The 19955-nt window shown below is 67.0% G+C and carries 13 protein-coding genes; 6 read left to right on the top strand and 7 right to left on the bottom strand.

All coding sequences use genetic code 11. The features are described from left to right. Nucleotides 1-14 precede the first annotated feature (14 nt). The 4 genes from BUA29_RS02240 to dusA form a co-directional block, all read right to left on the bottom strand. Nucleotides 15-1415 carry an ATP-binding protein gene (locus tag BUA29_RS02240; RefSeq protein WP_072755004.1) on the bottom strand — a complete coding sequence of 467 codons (1401 nt, stop codon included), beginning with the start codon at nt 1413-1415 and terminating at the stop codon, nt 15-17. A gap of 78 nt (nt 1416-1493) precedes the next feature. After that, nucleotides 1494-2177 carry a response regulator transcription factor gene (locus BUA29_RS02245; protein ID WP_072755005.1) on the bottom strand — a complete coding sequence of 228 codons (684 nt, stop codon included), beginning with the start codon at nt 2175-2177 and terminating at the stop codon, nt 1494-1496. Nucleotides 2178-2302: 125 nt separating this feature from the next. Continuing rightward, nucleotides 2303-2635: a PepSY domain-containing protein gene (locus BUA29_RS02250; RefSeq protein WP_072755006.1), complete on the bottom strand. Its 333-nt coding sequence runs from the start codon at nt 2633-2635 to the stop codon at nt 2303-2305. Between the two features lie 136 nt (nt 2636-2771). Further along, nucleotides 2772-3782: a tRNA dihydrouridine(20/20a) synthase DusA gene (dusA, locus tag BUA29_RS02255; RefSeq protein WP_072755007.1), complete on the bottom strand. Its 1011-nt coding sequence runs from the start codon at nt 3780-3782 to the stop codon at nt 2772-2774. A gap of 83 nt (nt 3783-3865) precedes the next feature. Here dusA and acnD point away from each other — a divergent pair, with 83 nt between their 5' ends. Together acnD and BUA29_RS02265 are read left to right on the top strand one after the other, a co-directional pair. Then, nucleotides 3866-6487 (top strand): Fe/S-dependent 2-methylisocitrate dehydratase AcnD, encoded by a 2622-nt coding sequence (gene acnD, locus BUA29_RS02260; protein WP_072755064.1) that lies wholly within the window; start codon nt 3866-3868, stop codon nt 6485-6487. 181 nt (nt 6488-6668) lie between these two features. Beyond that, the gene (locus BUA29_RS02265; protein ID WP_072755008.1) at nt 6669-6950 is read left to right on the top strand and encodes a DUF2782 domain-containing protein; all 282 of its coding nucleotides are present in this window, start codon (nt 6669-6671) and stop codon (nt 6948-6950) included. Nucleotides 6951-6965: 15 nt separating this feature from the next. Here BUA29_RS02265 and uvrD read toward each other — a convergent pair whose 3' ends face one another. After that, on the bottom strand, nt 6966-9152 hold the full coding sequence (gene uvrD, locus BUA29_RS02270) for a DNA helicase II (RefSeq protein ID WP_072755009.1): 2187 nt from the start codon (nt 9150-9152) through the stop codon (nt 6966-6968). A 166-nt stretch (nt 9153-9318) separates the two neighbouring features. Here uvrD and BUA29_RS02275 point away from each other — a divergent pair, with 166 nt between their 5' ends. Continuing rightward, a complete protein-coding gene (locus BUA29_RS02275; protein WP_072755010.1) occupies nt 9319-10767 on the top strand; it encodes an MFS transporter in 1449 nt (482 codons plus the stop codon). A gap of 33 nt (nt 10768-10800) precedes the next feature. On the opposite strand, the gene BUA29_RS02280 is transcribed toward BUA29_RS02275, so the two are convergent. Continuing rightward, nucleotides 10801-11862, bottom strand: a complete 1062-nt coding sequence (locus BUA29_RS02280; protein WP_072755011.1) for a LacI family DNA-binding transcriptional regulator — start codon at nt 11860-11862, stop codon at nt 10801-10803. Between the two features lie 205 nt (nt 11863-12067). On the opposite strand from BUA29_RS02280, the gene BUA29_RS02285 reads away from it, so the two are divergent. Continuing rightward, nucleotides 12068-14656, top strand: a complete 2589-nt coding sequence (locus tag BUA29_RS02285) for a glycoside hydrolase family 3 protein (protein ID WP_084602307.1) — start codon at nt 12068-12070, stop codon at nt 14654-14656. 39 nt (nt 14657-14695) lie between these two features. On the opposite strand, the gene BUA29_RS02290 is transcribed toward BUA29_RS02285, so the two are convergent. After that, complete coding sequence (locus BUA29_RS02290) at nt 14696-16177, bottom strand: glycoside hydrolase family 30 protein (RefSeq protein WP_245770479.1); 1482 nt, start codon at nt 16175-16177, stop codon at nt 14696-14698. Nucleotides 16178-16318: 141 nt separating this feature from the next. Between BUA29_RS02290 and BUA29_RS02295 the strand changes: the two genes are divergently transcribed. Both BUA29_RS02295 and BUA29_RS02300 read left to right on the top strand, forming a co-directional pair. Beyond that, entirely contained in the window at nt 16319-19105 is a 2787-nt protein-coding gene (locus BUA29_RS02295; RefSeq protein ID WP_178137883.1) for a TonB-dependent receptor, read from the top strand. Nucleotides 19106-19191: 86 nt separating this feature from the next. After that, nucleotides 19192-19911, top strand: coding sequence for a glutathione S-transferase N-terminal domain-containing protein (locus BUA29_RS02300; RefSeq protein ID WP_072755015.1), 720 nt, complete (start codon nt 19192-19194; stop codon nt 19909-19911). Nucleotides 19912-19955 lie beyond the last annotated feature (44 nt).

Genomic DNA, 19955 nt, shown 5'->3' on the forward strand with positions numbered 1-19955 from the left:
CACGTCCCAAGCTCTCACAGACCGCCCGGAAAGACCGCCTCGAAACGGGCGCCGCCCAGTTCCTGGGAGCGCCCGACATGCAGCTCACCGCGATAGCTCTTGAGGATGTCCTGCACGATGGACAGCCCAATGCCATGCCCCTGCACCCGCTGGTCACCCCGCACACCGCGCTGCAGGATCAGCGGGATGCGTTCCTCCTGGATGCCCGGGCCATCGTCTTCGACCGCGATGCTCAACCCTGGGCGACGCTCCGGCCCGACCGGCAGTTCCCGCACGGTCAACAGCACCCGCGACTTCGCCCACTTGAACGCGTTTTCCAGCAGGTTGCCGAGCAGCTCCTGCAAATCGCCCGTTTCACCGTGGAAGCGCGCCTTGGGGTCGATGTCGAACTCGCACAACACCCCTTTGCTGGCATAGACCTTCTCCAGCCCGACCACGATCTGCTCGGCCTGCGGCTCGATCTCGATCGGCGCCGAAAACAGCACATGGCCGGATCGCGCGGCGCGCGCCAGCTGGTAGCTCACCAGATCGTTCATGCGCCGCAATTGGGTGTCCAGCTCCTGCCGCAGCTCGGCCTCGCTGGCGCCGCTTTCCAGGCGTGTGCGCAACACGGCCAACGGTGTCTTCAGACTGTGCGCCAGATCGGCCAGGGTATTGCGCTGGCGTTCGAGGTTCTCACGCTCACTCTGGATGAAGGCATTGATGCTCTCGGTCAGCGGCGCCAGTTCGCGCGGATGGGCCTGGCTCATGCCGCTGGCCTCACCGCGCTGCACCCGCTTCAACTCCAGAATCACGTCGCGCAGCGGGCGCAGGCTCCAGCGCAGCACGAACATCTGCAACAGCAGCAGGATCACACCGGCGCCACCCAGATACCACCACAAAGCGGCACGGAACGCCGCTACCTGGCGCGCCAGCGCAGTGCTGTCTTCGAGCACATAGACGGTATAGCGAATGTCGTGGCCTTCGTCGTCATCGCGGGCGTAGGTCAGGCCGTAACCGAAGCGGTACGCCATCCCCGGCGCGCCGTTGATCTGCCGGAACGGCAGCGGGCCCTCGAACACCTGCTTGCCGGGCGGCAGCATCGGCGCTGGCGGCAACTCCGGCCCCTGCGCCGACTCTGACTCCCACATCCCGTTTTCCAGCACGATCTGCGCATACAGCCCGCTGCCGGGGCGACGGAAGCGGGCATCCGGTGGCTCCCACGGCGGGATCACGCTGCCATCGCGGGCGAAATCGCTGTTGGCATAGGCCAGCGCATAGCTGTGCAGGCGTTCCCGCAGGCCACTCTGGGCGGTGCGCTGGAACGCGCCATCCAGCGCAAACCCGGCCAGCGCCAGGAATGCCACCAGGCCGAAGCTTGCCGCCCACAGCTGGCGCGACTGCAGTGAGCGCGGCTGGGCAAGGCGCAGCCGCATGCGCCGCCGGTCTGTGGGCGCGGAATGGGCGTCCGGATCAGCCGGTGCCGAAGTCATGCCGGTGCGCAGGCAGCGGCGTCACTCGCCGCTACGTGGAATGGCAAACCGGTAGCCACGGCCGCGCACGGTCTCGATCGGTTTGAGGGTGCCATCCGGGTCCAGCTTCTTGCGCAGCCGACCGATGAACACTTCGAGCACGTTGGAGTCGCGGTCGAAATCCTGCTGGTAGATGTGCTCGGTCAGGTCCGCCTTCGAGACCAGTTCGCCGGCATGCATCATCAGATACTCGAGCACCTTGTACTCGTAGCTGGTCAGATCGACATTGGCACCATTGACACTGACCGTCTGCGCGGCCAGGTCCAGCACCACCGGGCCGCACTCCAGGGTCGGCTTGCTCCAGCCGGCGGCGCGCCGCACCAGCGCATTGATGCGCGCCAGCAGTTCCTCGACATGGAACGGCTTGACCAGGTAATCATCGGCGCCCTGCTTGAGGCCATCGACCTTGTCCTGCCAGCTGGAGCGCGCGGTCAGAATCAGGATCGGGAATTTCTTGCCCTGCTCGCGCAGGGTGCGGACCAGCTCCATCCCGCTCATCTTGGGCAACCCCAGGTCGATGATGCCGACATCAAAGGGCACCTCGCGACCCAGGTACAGGCCTTCTTCACCATCCTGCGCGGTATCCACCGCATAGCCTTCACGGCGGAGGCGGGCCGCCAGGGTTTCACGCAGTGGGGCTTCGTCTTCGACCAGCAGGATACGCATGGATCACTCCTTGAACGGTTGGAATCGGTTTTGCCGTCGGCGCACCGGATGCTGCCATTCTGGCGCGCTGCGCCCATGCTGCAAGTCCGCAAGTGTCCCCGGCTTACGGCACGCAGGCGGCCCCCTCAATCATCCTGCCCGGGCGGCCTGGACGCCGGGCCACCGCGCCGCCCTGGCTCCTGCATATAGACGCGCACCCGGCCCTGGTCGTCCACCACCTTGACCCGGTGCATGTCGCGGCCATCGAACTGCACCCGCTCGGCGGACAGCACTTCGCCACGGGTATCCCGTTCGGCGCGACGGATGGTGTCGCTCAAGGTGTCGCGTCGGGCAGGGGCGTCGGTGGGTGGCTGCGGACGATCACGCAGCGCCCCCTGCTGCATCCAGGGCGGCAGCTGCTGGGCATTGACCGCGGCCACCGGCAGTGCCGCCAGTACGGCCGCCGCGAGCAGAGTCATCGGTGCATGCGGGAGGTGGGACATGGCGATGGCAACCGGACAGGACATTGGCTAAGGATTCTTGTGTGGCGGGGGTGAACTCCCCCTGAAGTTTTTCAAAGCAAGGCCTGAACACCGCCATCCAGGCGCTGCCAGCCTACACCGCCAGCGCCGAGCGCCGGTAGCCCTCGCTGGCGGCAAGCGCCTGTTCGACCAGCGCCCAGCCGGCGCCGGGCTTGTGCGCGCCCTCGCTGAGCACCTGCCGGAACGCGCGCCCGCCGGGCTGGCCAGCGAACAGGCCCAGCAGATGACGGGTGATGTGCTTGAGAAACACGCCCTGCGCAAGCTGCCCCTCCACGTAGGGCCGGTAGGCGCGCAGCAGCTCGCTGCGCGTGCGCAGCTGGCCACCAAACCAGCGCACGTCGAGTTCATGCAACAGATACGGGGTGTGGTAGGCCGCCCGACCCAGCATCACGCCATCGACATGCGCCAGATGTACAGTCGCCTGCGCGGCATCGGCAATGCCCCCGTTGACGACCACCTGCAATGCCGGGCGTTCCTGTTTGAGCCGGTACGCCCAGTCGTAACGCAACGGCGGCACCTCGCGGTTTTCCTTTGGGCTCAACCCCTGCAGCCAGGCGTTGCGTGCATGCACCACGAACATCCGGCAGCCGGCCGCGGCCACGGTGTCGATGAACCCCAAAAAACGCTCCCATTCGTGGTCATCGTCCACCCCAAGCCGGCATTTCACCGTCACCGGCACCCTGGGCGCTGCGGCGATCATGGCCGCCACGCATTCGGCCACCAGGCCAGGTTCGCGCATCAGACAGGCGCCAAAGCGCCCGGCCTGTACGCGATCGGACGGACAGCCGCAGTTGAGATTGATCTCGTCGAAACCGACCTCGGCACCGATCCGTGCCGCCTGTGCCAGCAGCGCAGGCTCACTGCCACCCAGCTGCAACGCCACCGGGTGTTCGGACGGATCCATCGCCAGCAGGCGGGCGCGGTCGCCGTGGATCACCGCATTGGCATGCACCATCTCGGTGTACAGCCGGGCATGCGGTGCCAGCACGCGGTGAAAGGCGCGGCAATGGGTGTCGGTCCAGTCCATCATCGGGGCGACGGACAGGCGCAGGGTATCGGCGGCAATGGCGGGCGTGACGATCACCCAGGCATTGTACGGTGCCCGGTCACCCCGCCCCGGATGCGCGACAATATCCAGCTTCAGATTCCCAGCGTGAGCTCGCCATGATCAACACCAGCTACCGCAAGCCGCTGCCTGGTACGGGCTATGACTATTTCGACGCCCGCGAGGCGGTGGAGGCACTGCGACCGGGCGCCTGGGCGCGCCTGTCCTACACCGCCCGGGTGCACGCCGAAAACATCGTGCGCAAGGCCGAGCCGACCCGGATCAACGACTATCTGCTGCAACTGATCGAGCATCGCCGCGACCAGGATTTCCCGTGGTACCCGGCGCGGGTGGTCTGCCATGACATCCTCGGCCTGACCGCGCTGGTCGATCTGGCCGGGCTGCGTGAGGCAATCCAGGCCGAGGGCGGCGACCCGGCGCAGGTCAATCCGGTGGTGCCGGTGCAACTGATCGTGGATCACTCGCTGGCGGTGGAAGCCCCGGGCTTTGATCCAGAGGCATTCGCCAAGAACCGCGCCATCGAAGACCGCCGCAATGCCGACCGCTTTCATTTCATCGACTGGTGCCGACGCGCGTTCGACAACGTCGAGGTGATCCCGGCCGGCAACGGCATCATGCACCAGATCAATCTGGAAAAAATGTCGCCGGTGATCTTCACCCAGGACGGCGTGGCCTTCCCGGATACCTGCGTCGGCACTGACTCGCACACCCCGCATGTGGACGCGCTGGGTGTGATTGCCGTCGGGGTCGGCGGGCTGGAAGCCGAAAGCGTGATGCTGGGGCGCGCCTCGATGATGCGCCTGCCGGAAATCGTGGCGGTGGAACTGACCGGCAAACCCGGCCCTGGCATTACCGCCACCGATATCGTGCTCTCGCTGACCGAGTTCCTGCGCCGCGAGAAAGTGGTCGGCGCCTATCTGGAGTTCCGCGGCGAGGGCGCTGCGGCGCTGTCGATCGGTGATCGCGCCACGATTTCCAACATGGCCCCGGAATACGGTGCCACTGCTGCGCTGTTCTTCATCGACGACAACACCCTGGACTACCTGCGCCTGACCGGCCGCAGCGATGCCCAGGTCGCTCTGGTGGAAACCTATGCCAAGACCCTGGGCCTGTGGGCCGACAGCCTGGCCCAGGCCCGCTATGACCGCACCCTGCACTTCGACCTAACCACGGTCGAGCGCACCCTGGCGGGCCCCTCCAACCCGCATCGCCGACTGCCAGTGGCGGCGCTGGCCGAGCGCGGCATCGCCGATCCAGCCAAGCTGGCCGCCGCCCGCGCCGACGAAGCCGCAGGCCGGCTACCGACCGGCGCGGTGATCATCGCCGCCATCACCTCCTGCACTAACACCAGCAACCCGCGCAACGTGATCGCCGCCGGCTTGCTGGCGCGCAATGCCCTTGCCCGCGGCCTGCACCGCAAGCCCTGGGTGAAGACCTCGCTGGCACCCGGCTCGCTGGTGGTACAGCGCTACCTCAAGGACGCCGGGCTGCTGCCGGCACTGGAGCAGCTGGGGTTTGGCATCGTCGGCTTTGCCTGCACCACCTGCAACGGCATGAGCGGCGCGCTGAACCCGGCGATCCAGCAGGAAATCATCGACCGCGATCTGTACGCCGTGGCGGTGCTTTCAGGTAACCGCAACTTCGACGGCCGCATCCATCCCTATGCCAAGCAGGCCTTCCTGGCCAGCCCGCCGCTGGTGATCGCCTATGCCATCGCCGGCACCATCCATTTCGACATCGAGCGCGACGTGCTGGGCATCGATGGCGAGGGGCGCGAGGTGCGGCTGAAGGACATCTGGCCCAGCGACGAGGAGATCGATGCGGTGCTGCACGCCAGCGTCAAGCCCGAACAGTTCCGCGAGGTCTATACGCAGATGTTCGCCCCACGCCCCGCCGGTGAACGCGGCGAGCCGCTGTACGCCTGGCGCCCGACCAGCACCTACATTCGCCGGCCGCCGTACTGGGACCGCGAAGGCATCGGCGCCCTGGCCGCGTATCCGCGCACGCTGCGCGGCATGCGTCCACTGGCGGTGCTAGGTGACAACATCACCACCGACCACATCTCGCCCAGCAATGCCATCCTGCCCGACAGCGCAGCCGGGGAATATCTGGCACGCATGGGCCTGCCGGAAGAGGACTTCAACTCGTATGCCACCCACCGCGGTGACCATCTGACCGCGATGCGGGCGACCTTCGCCAACCCCAAGCTGCTCAACGAAATGGTGCGCAACCCCGACGGCAGCATCCGGCAGGGCTCGCTGACCCGGCTGGAGCCGGACGGCACGGTGCTGCGCATGTGGGAGGCCATCGAGACCTACATTGCCCGCCGCCAGCCGCTGATCATCATCGCCGGCGCTGACTATGGTCAGGGCTCCTCACGTGACTGGGCCGCCAAGGGCGTGCGTCTGGCCGGGGTGGAGGCGATCGTGGCGGAAGGCTTCGAACGCATCCACCGCACCAATCTGATCGGGATGGGCGTGCTGCCATTGCAGTTCCTGCCGGGCACCACCCGCCTGACGCTGGGCATCGACGGGAGCGAAACCTTCGACGTGGCGGGGACACCGGATGCTGGCGCTGAGCTGACTCTGGTCATCCACCGTCGCGACGGCAGCCAGCAGCAGGTTCCGGTGCGCTGCCGGCTGGACACCGCCGAGGAAGTCTCGATCTATCAGGCGGGCGGCGTGCTGCAACGCTTCGCCCAGGATTTTCTCGGCCACGCCTGACCTCGCCAGTGCGCAAACCCGCGCAGGCTGCCGGGACGCTCTGAACAGCTCGGAGAGTCCCGGCGGCCAGATCAGACACAACACCACGATGGCGTTGCTCAGCCCCTCTCCACCCGGATGGGCTGTCCCGGCCAATCTGATGCGCGCATACTGCTCGCATTTCCAGCCTAGGATTGCCCCTATGCGCAACGCCACGCTTGCCGGATGCCTGCTTGCCCTCGCCGCCTGCACCACGGTCCCGCCCGAAGAACTGCTGGCACGCAATGCCACACCGGCCACCTACACCGCCGGCAATGGTGATGTCATCACCGAATACCGCACCGGCGGCCGGCTGGTGATGGTCAAGGTGGTGCCCGCCCGCGGGCCGACCTATTACATCTACGACCGCAACGGCGATGGCGTGGTGGACGAACGCGACAACCGTGGCGGGCCAATGACCTACTACAAGCTGTTCAGCTGGTAAACCGGCCGCAACACCTCAGGCCGGCGTCAGATTGGCGTAGGCCAGCACCAGCCACTTGCTGCCGACTTCATCGAAGTTGACCTGCACGCGTGCGTGCGCGCCGCTGCCTTCCACGTCGGTCACACAGCCAAGACCAAAGGTGGGGTGGCGGACGCTGGCCCCCAGCCGGATCGGCGGCGGCTCCAGCGCGGCATGGCCGGCATCACGGCGTGGCACGCTGGCCTGACCTCGCGCAGCGAACGCGGGTTGCGGTTTCGGGCGGATCTCGCGCAGCAATGCCTTGGGGATTTCGCGCAGGAAGCGCGACGGCAGGCCGTACATGTCGCTGCCGTGGATGCGCCGACGCTCGGCGTGGCACAGCACCAACTGCTGGCGGGCGCGGGTGATGCCCACATACGCCAGCCGGCGCTCCTCGGCCATGCGGCCCGGCTCTTCGGCCGAGCGCATGTTGGGGAACAACCCTTCTTCCAGCCCGACCAGAAAGACCAGCGGAAACTCCAACCCCTTGGCACTGTGCAGCGTCATCAGTTGGACGCCATCCTCGCCGGCCTGGGCCTGGCCTTCGCCGGCTTCCAGCGCGGCGTACGCCAGGAAGGCCACCAGCTCCGGCATCGCCGCGGCGTCTTCCTCATCGCCACGTACGAAACGCGACGCCACCGACACCAGCTCGTCGAGGTTGTCGGTGCGCGATTCGATCTGGCCGCGCGATTCGTTTTCGTAGTGCAGACGCAGCCCGGAGCGCGTCAGCACATGGTCGATCTTTTCCGCCAGCGGCATCGTCGCAGTCTCGTCGGCCAGCGCTTCGATCAACTGCAAAAACCCGGCCAGCGCGTTGCGTGCGCGTGCCGCCAATGTGGTTCCACTGCACAGACGACAGGCCGCCTGCCAGAGCGACAGGTTTTGGGCGCGGGCGGTGCGGCGCAACTCGTCGAGGGTACGCTCGCCGATGCCACGCGTGGGCGTGTTCACCGCACGCTCGAATGCCGCATCATCATCGCGGTTGGCCAGCAGGCGCAGGTAGGCCAGCGCGTCCTTGATTTCAGCGCGCTCGAAGAACCGCATGCCGCCATAGACGCGATACGGCATCTGCCGCTTGAGCAGCGCTTCCTCGAACACCCGCGATTGGGCATTGCTGCGATAGAGGATGGCGGCATCGCCATGGCTGCCACCGGCCTGCACCCATTGCTGGATGCGGCTGACCACATAAGCGGCCTCGTCGAGCTCATCGTAGGCGGCATACAGATCGATCGGCTCGCCCTCGCCCGCCTGCGTCCACAGCCGCTTGCCCAGGCGGTCATCGTTGTGGGCGATCACCGCATTGGCAGCGGCCAGGATGGTGCCGGTGGAACGGTAGTTCTGTTCCAGCCGGATCGTCTGCGCACCGGCGAAATCGCGCAGGAAGCGCTGCACGTTCTCCACCTTGGCCCCGCGCCAGCCGTAGATGGCCTGGTCGTCGTCGCCGACCACGAAGACGTGTCCGCTGTCGCCGGCCAGCAGGCGCACGAAGCCGTACTGGATGGCGTTGGTGTCCTGGAACTCGTCCACCAGGATCTGGCCGAAGCGGTGGCGGTAGTGCGCCAGCAGCCCGGGGTTCTCGCGCAGCAGCTCGTGCGCGCGCAGCAGCAGCTCGGCGAAGTCCACCAGCCCGGCGCGCTCGCAGCGTTCCTGGTAGGCGGCGTAGGCGCGCAGCAGGGCGTCGTTCCACGGGTCGTTGGCGGCCGGCTGGATGTGCTGCGGGCGGCGGCCTTCGTCCTTCTGCGCGTTGATCCACCACGCGATCTGGCGCGGCGGGAACTGGCCGTCGTCCAGCGCCAGCTGCTGCACCACGCGCTTGACCAGGCGCAGCTGGTCATCGGCATCCAGCACCTGGAAACCTTCCGGCAGCTTCGCCTCCTGCCAGTGCAGCCGCAGCAGGCGGTGGGCCAGGCCGTGGAAGGTGCCGATCCAGGCGCCGCGCGGCTCGCCGCCCAGCTGCGCGGCGATGCGCGCGCGCATCTCGCCGGCGGCCTTGTTGGTGAAGGTGACGGCCAGGATGCCGTGCAGCGGCACCCCGAACACCTCGTGCAGCCAGGCGATGCGGTGGGTGAGCACGCGGGTCTTGCCGGAGCCGGCGCCCGCCAGCACGAGGTAGTGGCCGGGCGCGGCGGACACGGCCTCGCGCTGGGCCGGGTTCAGCCCGTCGAGGAGGTGGGAGACATCCATCGCCCGAAGTTTACCGGCTACCGCAGTGCAGGTCGGGCAGCCCGCGTTTGACAGCGCTGTCAGAGGCCATGTACAAGCTGCAAACCGACCGCGCGTTTGCCAGGGAGAGCGGCAGGCGCCAGGCATCGCACCCAGTCCCGTCCCATCTTCCCCGGCAGGCTACGCAATGGCACCCCAGCAAACCCGATGGTCCCAGTTCGGTGTCCTCGTCACGGTGTTCTTTTTCTGGGGCTTCGTGGCCGCCAGCAACGACATCCTGATCCCGGTCTTCAAGAAGGAATTCGCGCTGTCGCAGGCGGAGAGCCAGTTGGTCGCGATGGCGTTCTATGTCGCCTACACCGTGGGCTCGCTGCTCTATTTCGGGGTTTCACGGTTGCTGGGGCAGGATCTGCTGAACCGGATCGGCTATCGCAACGGGATCAGCCTGGGCCTGTTGATCTCGGCCGTGGGGACGCTGCTGTTCTACCCGGCGGCCAACACCCGCTCGTTCCCGCTGATGCTGTCGGGGCTGTTCATCGTCGGCCTGGGCTTTGCCTTGCAGCAGATCGCCGCCAATCCTCTGGCCATCGTGATGGGCAACCCGGCCACCGGCGCGCAACGCCTGACCATGGCCGGTGGCGTCAACAACTTCGGGACCACCATCGGCCCGCTGCTGGTCAGCTTCGCCATCTTCGGCAGCCTGGCCACGGGCAACACCGAGGCCAGCATCGAAAGCGTCAAGACGCCCTACCTGGTGCTGGGCGTGGCCTTCGTGCTGGTGGCGCTGTTCTTCCGCTTCTCGTCGGTGCCCAACCACATCGACCTGGACGCGTTGGCCGCGGATGAGGCCGAGGATGCCGGCAAGCTGGTCCACAAGCCCTCGGCATTCGCCTATCCGCAACTGGCATTGGGGATGCTGGCGATCTTCGTCTATGTCGGCGTCGAGGTGTCCACGGTTTCCAACCTGCCGGCCTACCTGCACGAGGGCCTGGGGATCCAGACCCACCACTTGGCCCCGTACGTCTCGCTGTATTGGGCCAGCCTGATGATCGGCCGCTGGACCGGTGCGGCCGGCGCGTTCGAGGTGGGCGCGGGCGTGCGCAGGATGTTGACGCTGATCCTGCCGTTCCTCGCCTTCGGGGTGTATCTGGCGGTCAATGCCATCGCCCAGCACGACGTCTCGCAGTTCTACGGCTATGCCTTGGTCATCGTGCTGATGATCGCGGCCACCCTGCTGAGTCGCGGCAACCCGGCACGGATGCTGCTGTACTTCGCGCTGTGCGGCATCACCGCCCTGCTGATCGGCATGGCGTCCACCGGCAAGACCAGCATCATCGCGTTCATCAGCGTGGGCCTGTTCTGCAGCACGATGTGGCCGTGCATCTTCGCGCTGGCCATCGCCGGGCTGGGCCGGCATACCAACCAGGGCAGCAGCCTGCTGATCATGATGATCATGGGGGGCGGCTGGATCAGCCTGGCGCAGGGCGCGCTGGCCGACCGGGTGGGCGTGCACATGAGTTTCTGGGTCGGCGTGGCCTGCTTTGCCTACCTTGCCTTCTACGCAGTGGCGGCAAGCCGCTCGTTGCGGCGCCAGGGCATCGATCTGGACCGGCTGGCCGGGGATCGCGGCCACTGAGCCTGCCGGCCGCCGCAAGGCGGCCTGGCCCGATCAGCTGCCGGCGGCGGGGCCGGTGGAACGCCGCAGCTGCAGGGCATAGGGCACCTCGACGATGCCGCCGCGGCCGGGCTCGCGGATCTCGCGCAGCAGCTCCAGTGCCGCCAGCCGCCCCATGTCGCGGGTGGGCTGGCGCACCGTGGTCAGCGCCGGGTACACCTGATGGGCGATGGGGATGTCGTCGAAGCCGCACACCGACACGTCCCCCGGCACCGACAGCCCGCGCTCGCTGACCGCGCAGATGACCCCGGCGGCCATGTCGTCGTTGGCGGCGAAAATGGCCGTCGGCGGGCGATCCAGATCCAGCAGCCGGTTGGCCGCCACGTACCCGGATTCGTGGGTGAACTCGCCGGCCACCACCAGCGCGGGGTCTTCCTCCAGACCGGCCCGACGCAGGCCTTCGCGATAGCCTTGCAGGCGCCAACCGGTGGCGCCATGCGCGGGGTGGCCGCTGATGTGCGCGATCCGGCGATGCCCCAGCGCAACCAAGTGCTCCATCAGCGCGCAAACTGCCCCGAACTCGTCCACCACCACCCCCACCCGGCGATGCGGCTCCATCGCCGAGACGCTGGACCATGGCACCTCCAGCGCTGCCAGGCGGCCCAGCAAGGCGGCATCGTCGGTCAACGGCGGCGTCAACAACAATCCATCCAGCTGTGTCTGCAACACCAGCGCCTCGACCTTCGCCACCAGACGCTTGTCGAGGTAGGTCAACGGCACCAGCATCAGGTTGTAGTGCTGCGACTGGCAGGCGTCCAGCACGCCCATCTCGATTTCCATCAGGTAGTTGGCCGACGGGTTGTCGAACAGCAGCGCCACCAGGTACGACCGCCGCCCTGCCAGTACCCGCGCCGACGGCAGCGGGCGATAACGCAACGATTTCACCGCCGCCTCGACCCGCTGGCGGGTACGTTCCGACACGTTCGGCTCGTTGTTGAGCACGCGCGAGACGGTCTTCATCGACACTCCCGCGCGCTCGACCACGTCCTCGATACGGACCCGGCCAGCCTTGGGCCTGCCACCACCCTCATCCCCATGTCGCTTACTGCTGCCCATACTGTGTCCGATTCGAGTTCCAGTTCTGACCGTCACCCCGCGTCGGCGGCAACGTGGCTGCCGCCGCTTCCCCCATGGCGGCATGTCGCTCTGCAACAAGCCATGATAGGCTGAAGTCGCTATTCTGCGCGCACATGACAACGCTGTCACGGCGCCCTGCACCAAATCTCACGCCGTCGTCTATCGAACCGAGGAGCCCGCCGTCATGACGCTTCGCCTCTCCGCATCGCACCTGTCCATGCGCCTCCGGTCGCTGCGCATCGGTGCCCTGGCCTGTGTGGTCGCCACATGCACCGGCGTGCTGCACGCCGCACCACCGCAGGCCGCCACGACTGGCACTGACCCCGTGACCATCCATCCCGATATCTGGCCGCAGCCGGTCTGGCCATTGCCACCCGATCCCGCGCTGGAGCGCCGCATCGACGCACTGATGGCAACGTTATCGGTGGAGGAGAAAGTCGGCCAGATCATTCAGGGCGATATTGATTCGATCACCCCGGACGATGTGCGCAAGTATCGGCTGGGTTCGATCCTGGCCGGCGGCGGTTCCGACCCCGGCAAGCGCTACAACGCCCCACCAAAGGATTGGCTGGCGCTGGCTGATGCGTTCTGGGAAGCCTCGATGGACACCTCCGGCGGTGGCCACGCCATCCCGATAATCTGGGGCATCGACGCAGTGCACGGCCAAAGCAACATCGTCGGCGCCACGCTGTTCCCGCACAACATCGGGCTGGGCGCAACCCGAGACCCCGAACTGATCCGCGAGATCGGCCGCATTACTGCCATCGAGACGCGCGTCACCGGCATGGAATGGACGTTCGCGCCAACCGTAGCAGTGCCGCAGGACGACCGCTGGGGCCGCACCTACGAAGGCTATTCGGAAAGCCCGGAGGTGGTGGCAATGCTGGCACCGGCGATGGTCGAGGGCCTGCAAGGCAAGGCCGGTACAGCCGACTTCCTGGACGACCGCCACGTCATGACCACCGTCAAGCATTTCCTCGGCGACGGCGGCACCACCAATGGCAAGGACCAGGGCGACACCCGCGTCAGCGAAACAGTGCTGCGCGACGTACACGCCGCCGGTTATGTGCCGTCGATCGCGGCCGGCGCGCAATCGGTGATGGCTTCCTACAACAGCGTCAACGGCCAGAAAATGCATGGCCACAAGGTGCTGCTGACCGATGTCCTGAAAGGCCGCATGCAGTTTGGCGGCTTCGTGGTCGGCGACTGGAACGGCCACGGCCAGGTGCCGGGTTGCAGCAACACCGACTGCGCGCAGGCCTTCAATGCCGGCCTCGACATGGCGATGGCGCCCGACAGCTGGAAAGGCCTGTACGAAACAACGCTGGCGCACGTAAAGTCCGGCGACATCCCGATAGCGCGCCTCGATGACGCGGTGCGTCGCATCCTGCGCGTAAAGTTCCGGATGGGCCTGTTCGAAAAACCGAAACCGTCCCAGCGCACACTTGGTGGCAGATTCGACCTGCTGGGATCGCCCGAGCACCGTGCCGTTGCGCGTCGTGCGGTACGCGAATCGCTGGTACTTCTGAAGAACGCTGGCGGCATCCTGCCACTATCACCCAAGCAACGCATCCTGCTGGCGGGTGACGGCGCTGACAACCTGGCCAAGCAAAGTGGCGGCTGGACACTTACCTGGCAGGGGGGCGGCACCCATCGAGATGATTTCCCGAATGCCGACTCGATCTGGGACGGCTTCCGCAAGCAGATCGAGGCTGCTGGCGGCAAAGCAGAGCTGGCTCCTGATGGCAAATATCAAGTGAAGCCGGATGTCGCCATCGTGGTCTTTGGCGAGGATCCCTACGCCGAGTTCCAGGGTGACCTGCCGAATCTGATGTTCAAGGCAGGCAAGTCCGGCGACCTCGAAATGATCAAACGGCTCAAGGCGGACGGCATTCCAGTGGTGGCGGTGTTCCTCAGCGGCCGCCCACTGTGGGTCAACCGTGAGATCAATGCCGCCGACGCCTTCGTCGCTGCCTGGCTGCCCGGATCAGAAGGCGCCGGGATCGCCGACGTGCTGCTACGCAAGCCCGACGGTGGCATACAGTTCGATTTCCACGGCAAGCTGAGCTTCTCCTGGCCCAAGCGGGCCGACCAGTTTGCCAACAACGTCGGCCAGCCCGGCTACGACCCGCTGTTTCCGTTCGGCTATGGCCTGACCTATGCCGACAAGGGCACATGGACCCCGCTCCCGGAAGACCCGGGCCTCGCCGGCGACGCCGGGCAGCGCGACCAACCGTGGTTCGACCGCGGCGTTGCGACGACCGGCATGACCCTGCAATTGGCCGGTGCCGACGGCGTGGTGATGGATGTGATCCATCCCGCCGCGACCACCGCCGATGGCGCACTGGTGATGCGCGCGATCAACACCACCGTCCAGGAAGGCGCGCGCCAGTTCGATTTCCGCGGTCCCGCCCAGGTGCGGTTGCACGCCAATGCACCGCTGGATCTGGCCAGCGAGGCCCAGGGCGGGATGGCGGTGATCGCCACCTTGCGTGTCGATGCCCTGCCGGCGGACGGCGCAGCTGCTTTCATGGTCGGCTGCGGCGAGGGCTGCCGCGCCGAGCTGCCGCTGGGGCCGACACTGGCCATGCTGCCGCGCGGCCAATGGTCGCAACTGGCCGTGCCGCTGCGCTGTCTGCAGGTTGCCGGTGCCGACGCCGGCAACCTGTCGGTGCCGTTCGCGATTCGTGGCAGCGCCGGGCTGCAGCTGTCGCTGTCGCAGGTGGCGCTGGGCACCCGCTTCGACCAGCGCGTGGAATGCCCGCCGCAGTAGCGCAGTGCGCCACCGCAGGCCCGCCCTGCCTGCCTTGCTTCACTGCGCCGCAGGCCAGCGGAAAGTCACCACGCTGCGCCCCGGCAAGGCGTGACGGAAGCGACGCCCGCCCTCGCGCACGTGGATGACGCGCGGCTGCGGGTTCGCATTGCTGACCACCAGCACGCGGCTGCCATCGGGGTTGACGAACGCCACGTTGGCCACGCCCGCCTCCGTCGCGGTGGACGCCACGCGCCATGCGTCACGGCGGACGAACCGGCTGGCATGCGCGAGCGCGTAGTAATCGTCGGTGCGGGTGACCGCGCCGGTCTTCGCATCGAGGGTCACCACGCCGCGGCAGGTGCCGCAGCCGCCGGCATGCGGGCCATTGTCCTGATCCAGTGCCAGGTTCCAGAACAGGACGCCACGCGCCCAGTGGCGGGTGGTGTCCACGATCAACCGTTCCACCTGCTGGGTAAGACCGCCACTGCGGATGGGCTCCCAATCGCCACCGGAGCACTCGGTCATGTAGACATCCACGTCCGGATGCGCCTGCCGGACCCGTGATTGCGCCGCTGGCAGCCCCCCATAGCAATGCCAGGCCACGGCATCCACGTAGCGCGCCGCCGCCGGATCGGCCAGCACCGCCAACGGCTCCTCCGGCTTGTCCCAGTTGTGGTCCCAGTCGAACACCTGCACCTGGGGTGCGTGCCGCTCCAGCAGCGGCCCCAGATGGTCGCCGATGAACCGGGCCCGGGCCGGCGCGTTGAAGCGCATGCCCGGATAATCCGCGGGCTCGAAGTCCGGCTCGTTCTGCACGGTGAGCGCGCGGACCGGAATGCCCTCCCCGGCCATCGCCTCGACATAGCGCAGCAGATAGCGGGCAAAGGCATCGTAGTACTCCGGCAGCAAGCGCCCGCGGATCAGGCTGCCGCTGTCTTTCATCCACCCCGGCGCGCTCCACGGCGAGGCCATGACCCACAGCTGGGGGTTGATCGCCAGCGCCTGCCGCGTCACCGGAATCACGTCGTCGCGGTTGGCATCGAGGCTGAAGTGGCGCAGCGCCGGATCGGGCCGGCCCGCCGGCGGATCGTCCAGGCTGTAATGGTGGCGCGAGAAGTCGGAGGCGCCGATGGTCAGCCGCACGAAGTCGAAACCGATGCCGTCACCGTCGCGACCGAACAGTTCGCGCAGCAGGGCTTCGCGCTGGGCCGGCGCCATCCGCTGCTGGATCAGCCACGCCGAGGCATCGGTGATCGCCGCGCCGAACCCCACCATGCGCTGGTAGCGCGTCGCAGCGTCGATCTCGATCGAAACGGCCGCCGCCGGCAGCGGATCCTCGCGGCGGTCCACCGCATCGAAGTCCAGCGTGGCCGGCGCCAGCGCAAGCCGGTGGTCGGCCGTGGTGGTCCAGGCTTCCAGCTCGGCCGCCGCCGGCCGCACGCCGGCCTGCGGCGTGGCGCACCCTGCGGCCAGCGTCGCCAGCAGCAACGCCCCGCCGCGTTGTGCCCACTGGCCTCGGGCAATTCTGGTGCAGCGCACCAAAAAATTCTCACGATCCACTGAAATTACGGGTGTTCGCCCCATCGACAGGCTCCGCGCAAGGATTTGAGTTGACATCGGGAATGTTTGCTTTTCATTATGACAGCGCTGTCAAAATCTTTCGCACCGGGGGAAACATCCATGCCGCAGTCACACCATCGCTCCACCGTTCCGGCAATGCCCACGCAACGCCGCTTTTCCGCCCTGCCCCGCGCCAGCGCGCTGGCCCTGGCCTGCTCCGCCGTGCTGGCATTCTCCGCACAAGCCCAGCAGGCGCAGTCGGCCGATGCCGGCAAGGCACCGGCGCAGGAAACCGCCAAGACCCTCGACAAGGTGGAGGTGATCGGCATCCGCCGCAGCATCGCCACCTCGGTGGAAACCAAGAACGAGGCCACCTCGATCGTCGAGGCGGTGTCGGCCGAGGACATCGGCAAGCTGCCCGACATCAGCATCGCCGACTCCATCTCGCGCCTGCCGGGCCTGACCATGCAGCGGGTCGACGGGCGTGGTCAGGTGATCCACATCCGCGGCATGTCCGAACAGTTCGCCGGCACCCTGCTCAATGGCCGCGAACAGGTCAGCACCGGCGACAGCCGCGGCGTGGAGTTCGACCAGTACCCGGCCGAGCTGATCAACGCGGTCACCGTCTACAAGACCCCCGATGCCTCGCTCATCGGCCAGGGCCTGTCCGGCACCGTCGACATGCAGACCGTGCGCCCGCTGGACTTCAAGGAACGCAAGATCGTGGTGGGCGCGCAGGGCGAGCGCAACTCGTTCGGCAAGCTCACCGACGGCGGCAAGCACACCGGCTACCGGCTGTCCGCCTCGTACATCGACCAGTTCGCCAACGACACCATCGGCCTGGCGATCGGCGCGGCCCGGCTCAATGCCCCGTTCCAGGAAAAGCACTACAAGTCCTGGTGGTGGGCCAACACCAGCCTGTGGGGCGCACCGCAAGGCGCCAAGCCGGACGACGCCATTGCCCTGCAAGGCGCCGAGGCCTGGGTCAAGTCGCGCGATGCCACCCGCGACGGCGTGATGGCCGTGCTGGAATTCAAGCCCAACGACACCTGGCACAGCGTGCTGGACGCCTACCACTCGAAGTTCGACCAGAGCGAGTGGATGCGCGGCGCGATGTGGACCAACGACCCCTGGTGGAACAACGGCGCCGTCACCTACACCAGCGCCAACACCACCAACTACAACGGCACCCCGGTGGTGACCAGCGGCACCCTCAGCGGCATCCGGCCGGTGGTGCGCAACGACAACAACCTGCGCAACGACACCCTGTCGGCCTTCGGCTGGAACACCGAATACAAGACCGGCCCGTTCACGGTGACCGCCGATCTCAGCTATTCGCGCGCCGAACGCGAGCAGTCCATGCTGGAAACCTATGCCGGGATGACCACCGGGCTGAACGTGGACTTCCGCATCCCGCTGAGCGCCGGCTATGCCTGGTACGGCCTGCCCGACCTGTCCGCGCCGGCCAGCGTGAAGCTGGGCGACCCGCAGGGCTGGGGACATGATGGCCGCCTGGAGGACTCGCGCCAGGTCGATACCCTGAAGGCGTTCCGGCTGTCGCTGAACCACGCCCTGGATTCCTCGTTCCTGTCCAGCTACGACATCGGCTACAACTTCAGCCGCCGCAGCAAGGACAAGCACGCCGATGTCTATTTCGCCGACCTGCCCGGCCGCACCCCGGTGGCGGTGGATCCCTCCCTGCTGCAGTCGCCCACCGACCTCGGCTTCGCCGGCATGGGCAGCGTGCTGACCTTTGACCCGCGTGCGCTGCTGTCGCGCTACTACAACGTGCACCTGAGCGAAACCAACGACGATCTGCAGAAGGACTACCGGATCGAGGAAGACATCGGCACCTTCTACGCCAAGGCCAACATCGACACGACGCTTGGCGAGCGCGTCAATCTGCGCGGCAACGTCGGCTTCCAGTACATCCACACCAACCAGAAATCGAACGGCGTCGGCATCACCCCCACCGGCCCCGCAGCGGTGTCCGGCGTGGGCGCCTCGTACAACGACTTCCTGCCCAGCATCAACCTGGTGTTCGATTTCAACAATGGCTGGAACCTGCGCGTCGGCGCGGCCAAGGAACAGATGCGGCCGCGCATCAACGACATGGGCGCGTACGCCAATGTCGGCGTCAGCGTCGGCAATGGCGTCGCCCAGTGGTCCGGCAGCGGCGGCAACCCGCGGCTGGAGCCCTTCCGCGCCAAGGCGTTCGATATCTCGGTGGAGAAATACTTCGGGCCGGCCAGCTACGTCGCACTGGCGGCGTTCTACAAGGACCTGGAGTCGTACGTCTACACCAGCACCATCCCGTGGGACTTCTCCGGCTACGAATTCGATACCCCGACCCCGCCGCAGTCCAACATCGGCACCTTCTCGGCGCCGGCCAATGGCCAGGGCGGCTACATGCGCGGCGTGGAGTTCAGCACCTCGCTGGGTGGCGAGCTGCTGCATCCGGCGCTGGAGGGCTTCGGCTTGCTGCTGAACGGCTCCTACACCGAATCGTCGATCGACCCGGACGGCCCCGGCGGCTCCAGTACCGACACCATCCCGGGGCTGTCGAAGATCGTCGCCAACGCCACCGTGTTCTACGAGAAGAACGGGTTCTCGGCCCGCGTGAGCGAGCGCTTCCGCGACCCCTACCGCGGCGAGTACAGCTACATCTTCGGGCAGCGCAGCTACCGCTATACCCGCAGCGAGCGGACCATCGACATGCAGGTGGGTTATGACTTCCCGCAAACCAGCCGTCTGCATGGCCTGTCGCTGCTGCTGCAGGTGAACAACCTCAACAACGAACCGTTCACCACCCAGGTGAGTGATTCCAACGGGCTGGGCCTGATGTTCCCCGAGGAATACACCGAGTACGGGCGCCAGTACCTGCTGGGCGTGCGCTACTCGTTCTGACGCACCGGCACGGTGGCCCGCAGACGCGGGCCGCCGTGCCGCGCCGTCGTAAAGTGGCGCGTCCCCCCAACCGCGGAGCGCCCACCATGATCGACCTGTACTACTGGCCCACCCCGAACGGCCACAAGATCACCCTGTTTCTTGAAGAAGCCGGTCTGGACTATCGGATCGTGCCGGTGGATATCGGCAAGGGCGCGCAGTTCGAGCCCGCATTCCTGGCGATCTCGCCCAACAACAAGATGCCGGCCATCGTCGATCACGACCCCGGCGACGGCGGGGCGCCAATCACGGTGTTCGAATCCGGTGCGATCCTGCGCTACCTGGCGGAGAAGACCGGCCGCTTCACCGGCGTGGCCGAAGGTGCCGATGCCGCCAGCGCCCGCCGGCAGCGCATCGAGGTGGACGAATGGCTGTTCTGGCAGGTCGCCGGGCTGGGGCCGATGGCCGGGCAGTACGGTCACTTCCATGTGTACGCGCCAGAGGTGATTCCCTATGCACGCGAGCGCTACCGCAAGGAAGTCGAGCGCCTCTTGGGCGTCCTCGACAGGCGTCTGGCCGGGCGTGAGTGGATCGCCGGCGCCAGCTACAGCATCGCCGACATGGCGGCATATCCGTGGATCAATGTGTACGACAAGGCACCCATTGACCTGACCCCGTTTGCCCACGTGCGCCGCTGGCATGCCGCGATCGCCGCCCGCCCAGCCACCGCACGTGCCTACGCGCTGGTGCGGCAGGTCAATCCGAATGCGGGCAAGCCGCTGTCGGACGAGGAGAAGAAGGTGCTGTTCGGGCAGGGGCCGCGCTGACCCCGGACACGACGACGGCGCCCGTGGGCGCCGTCGTGCAGAGC

This window comes from Thermomonas hydrothermalis, from assembly GCF_900129205.1.
Classification (GTDB): Bacteria; Pseudomonadota; Gammaproteobacteria; order Xanthomonadales; family Xanthomonadaceae; genus Thermomonas; species Thermomonas hydrothermalis.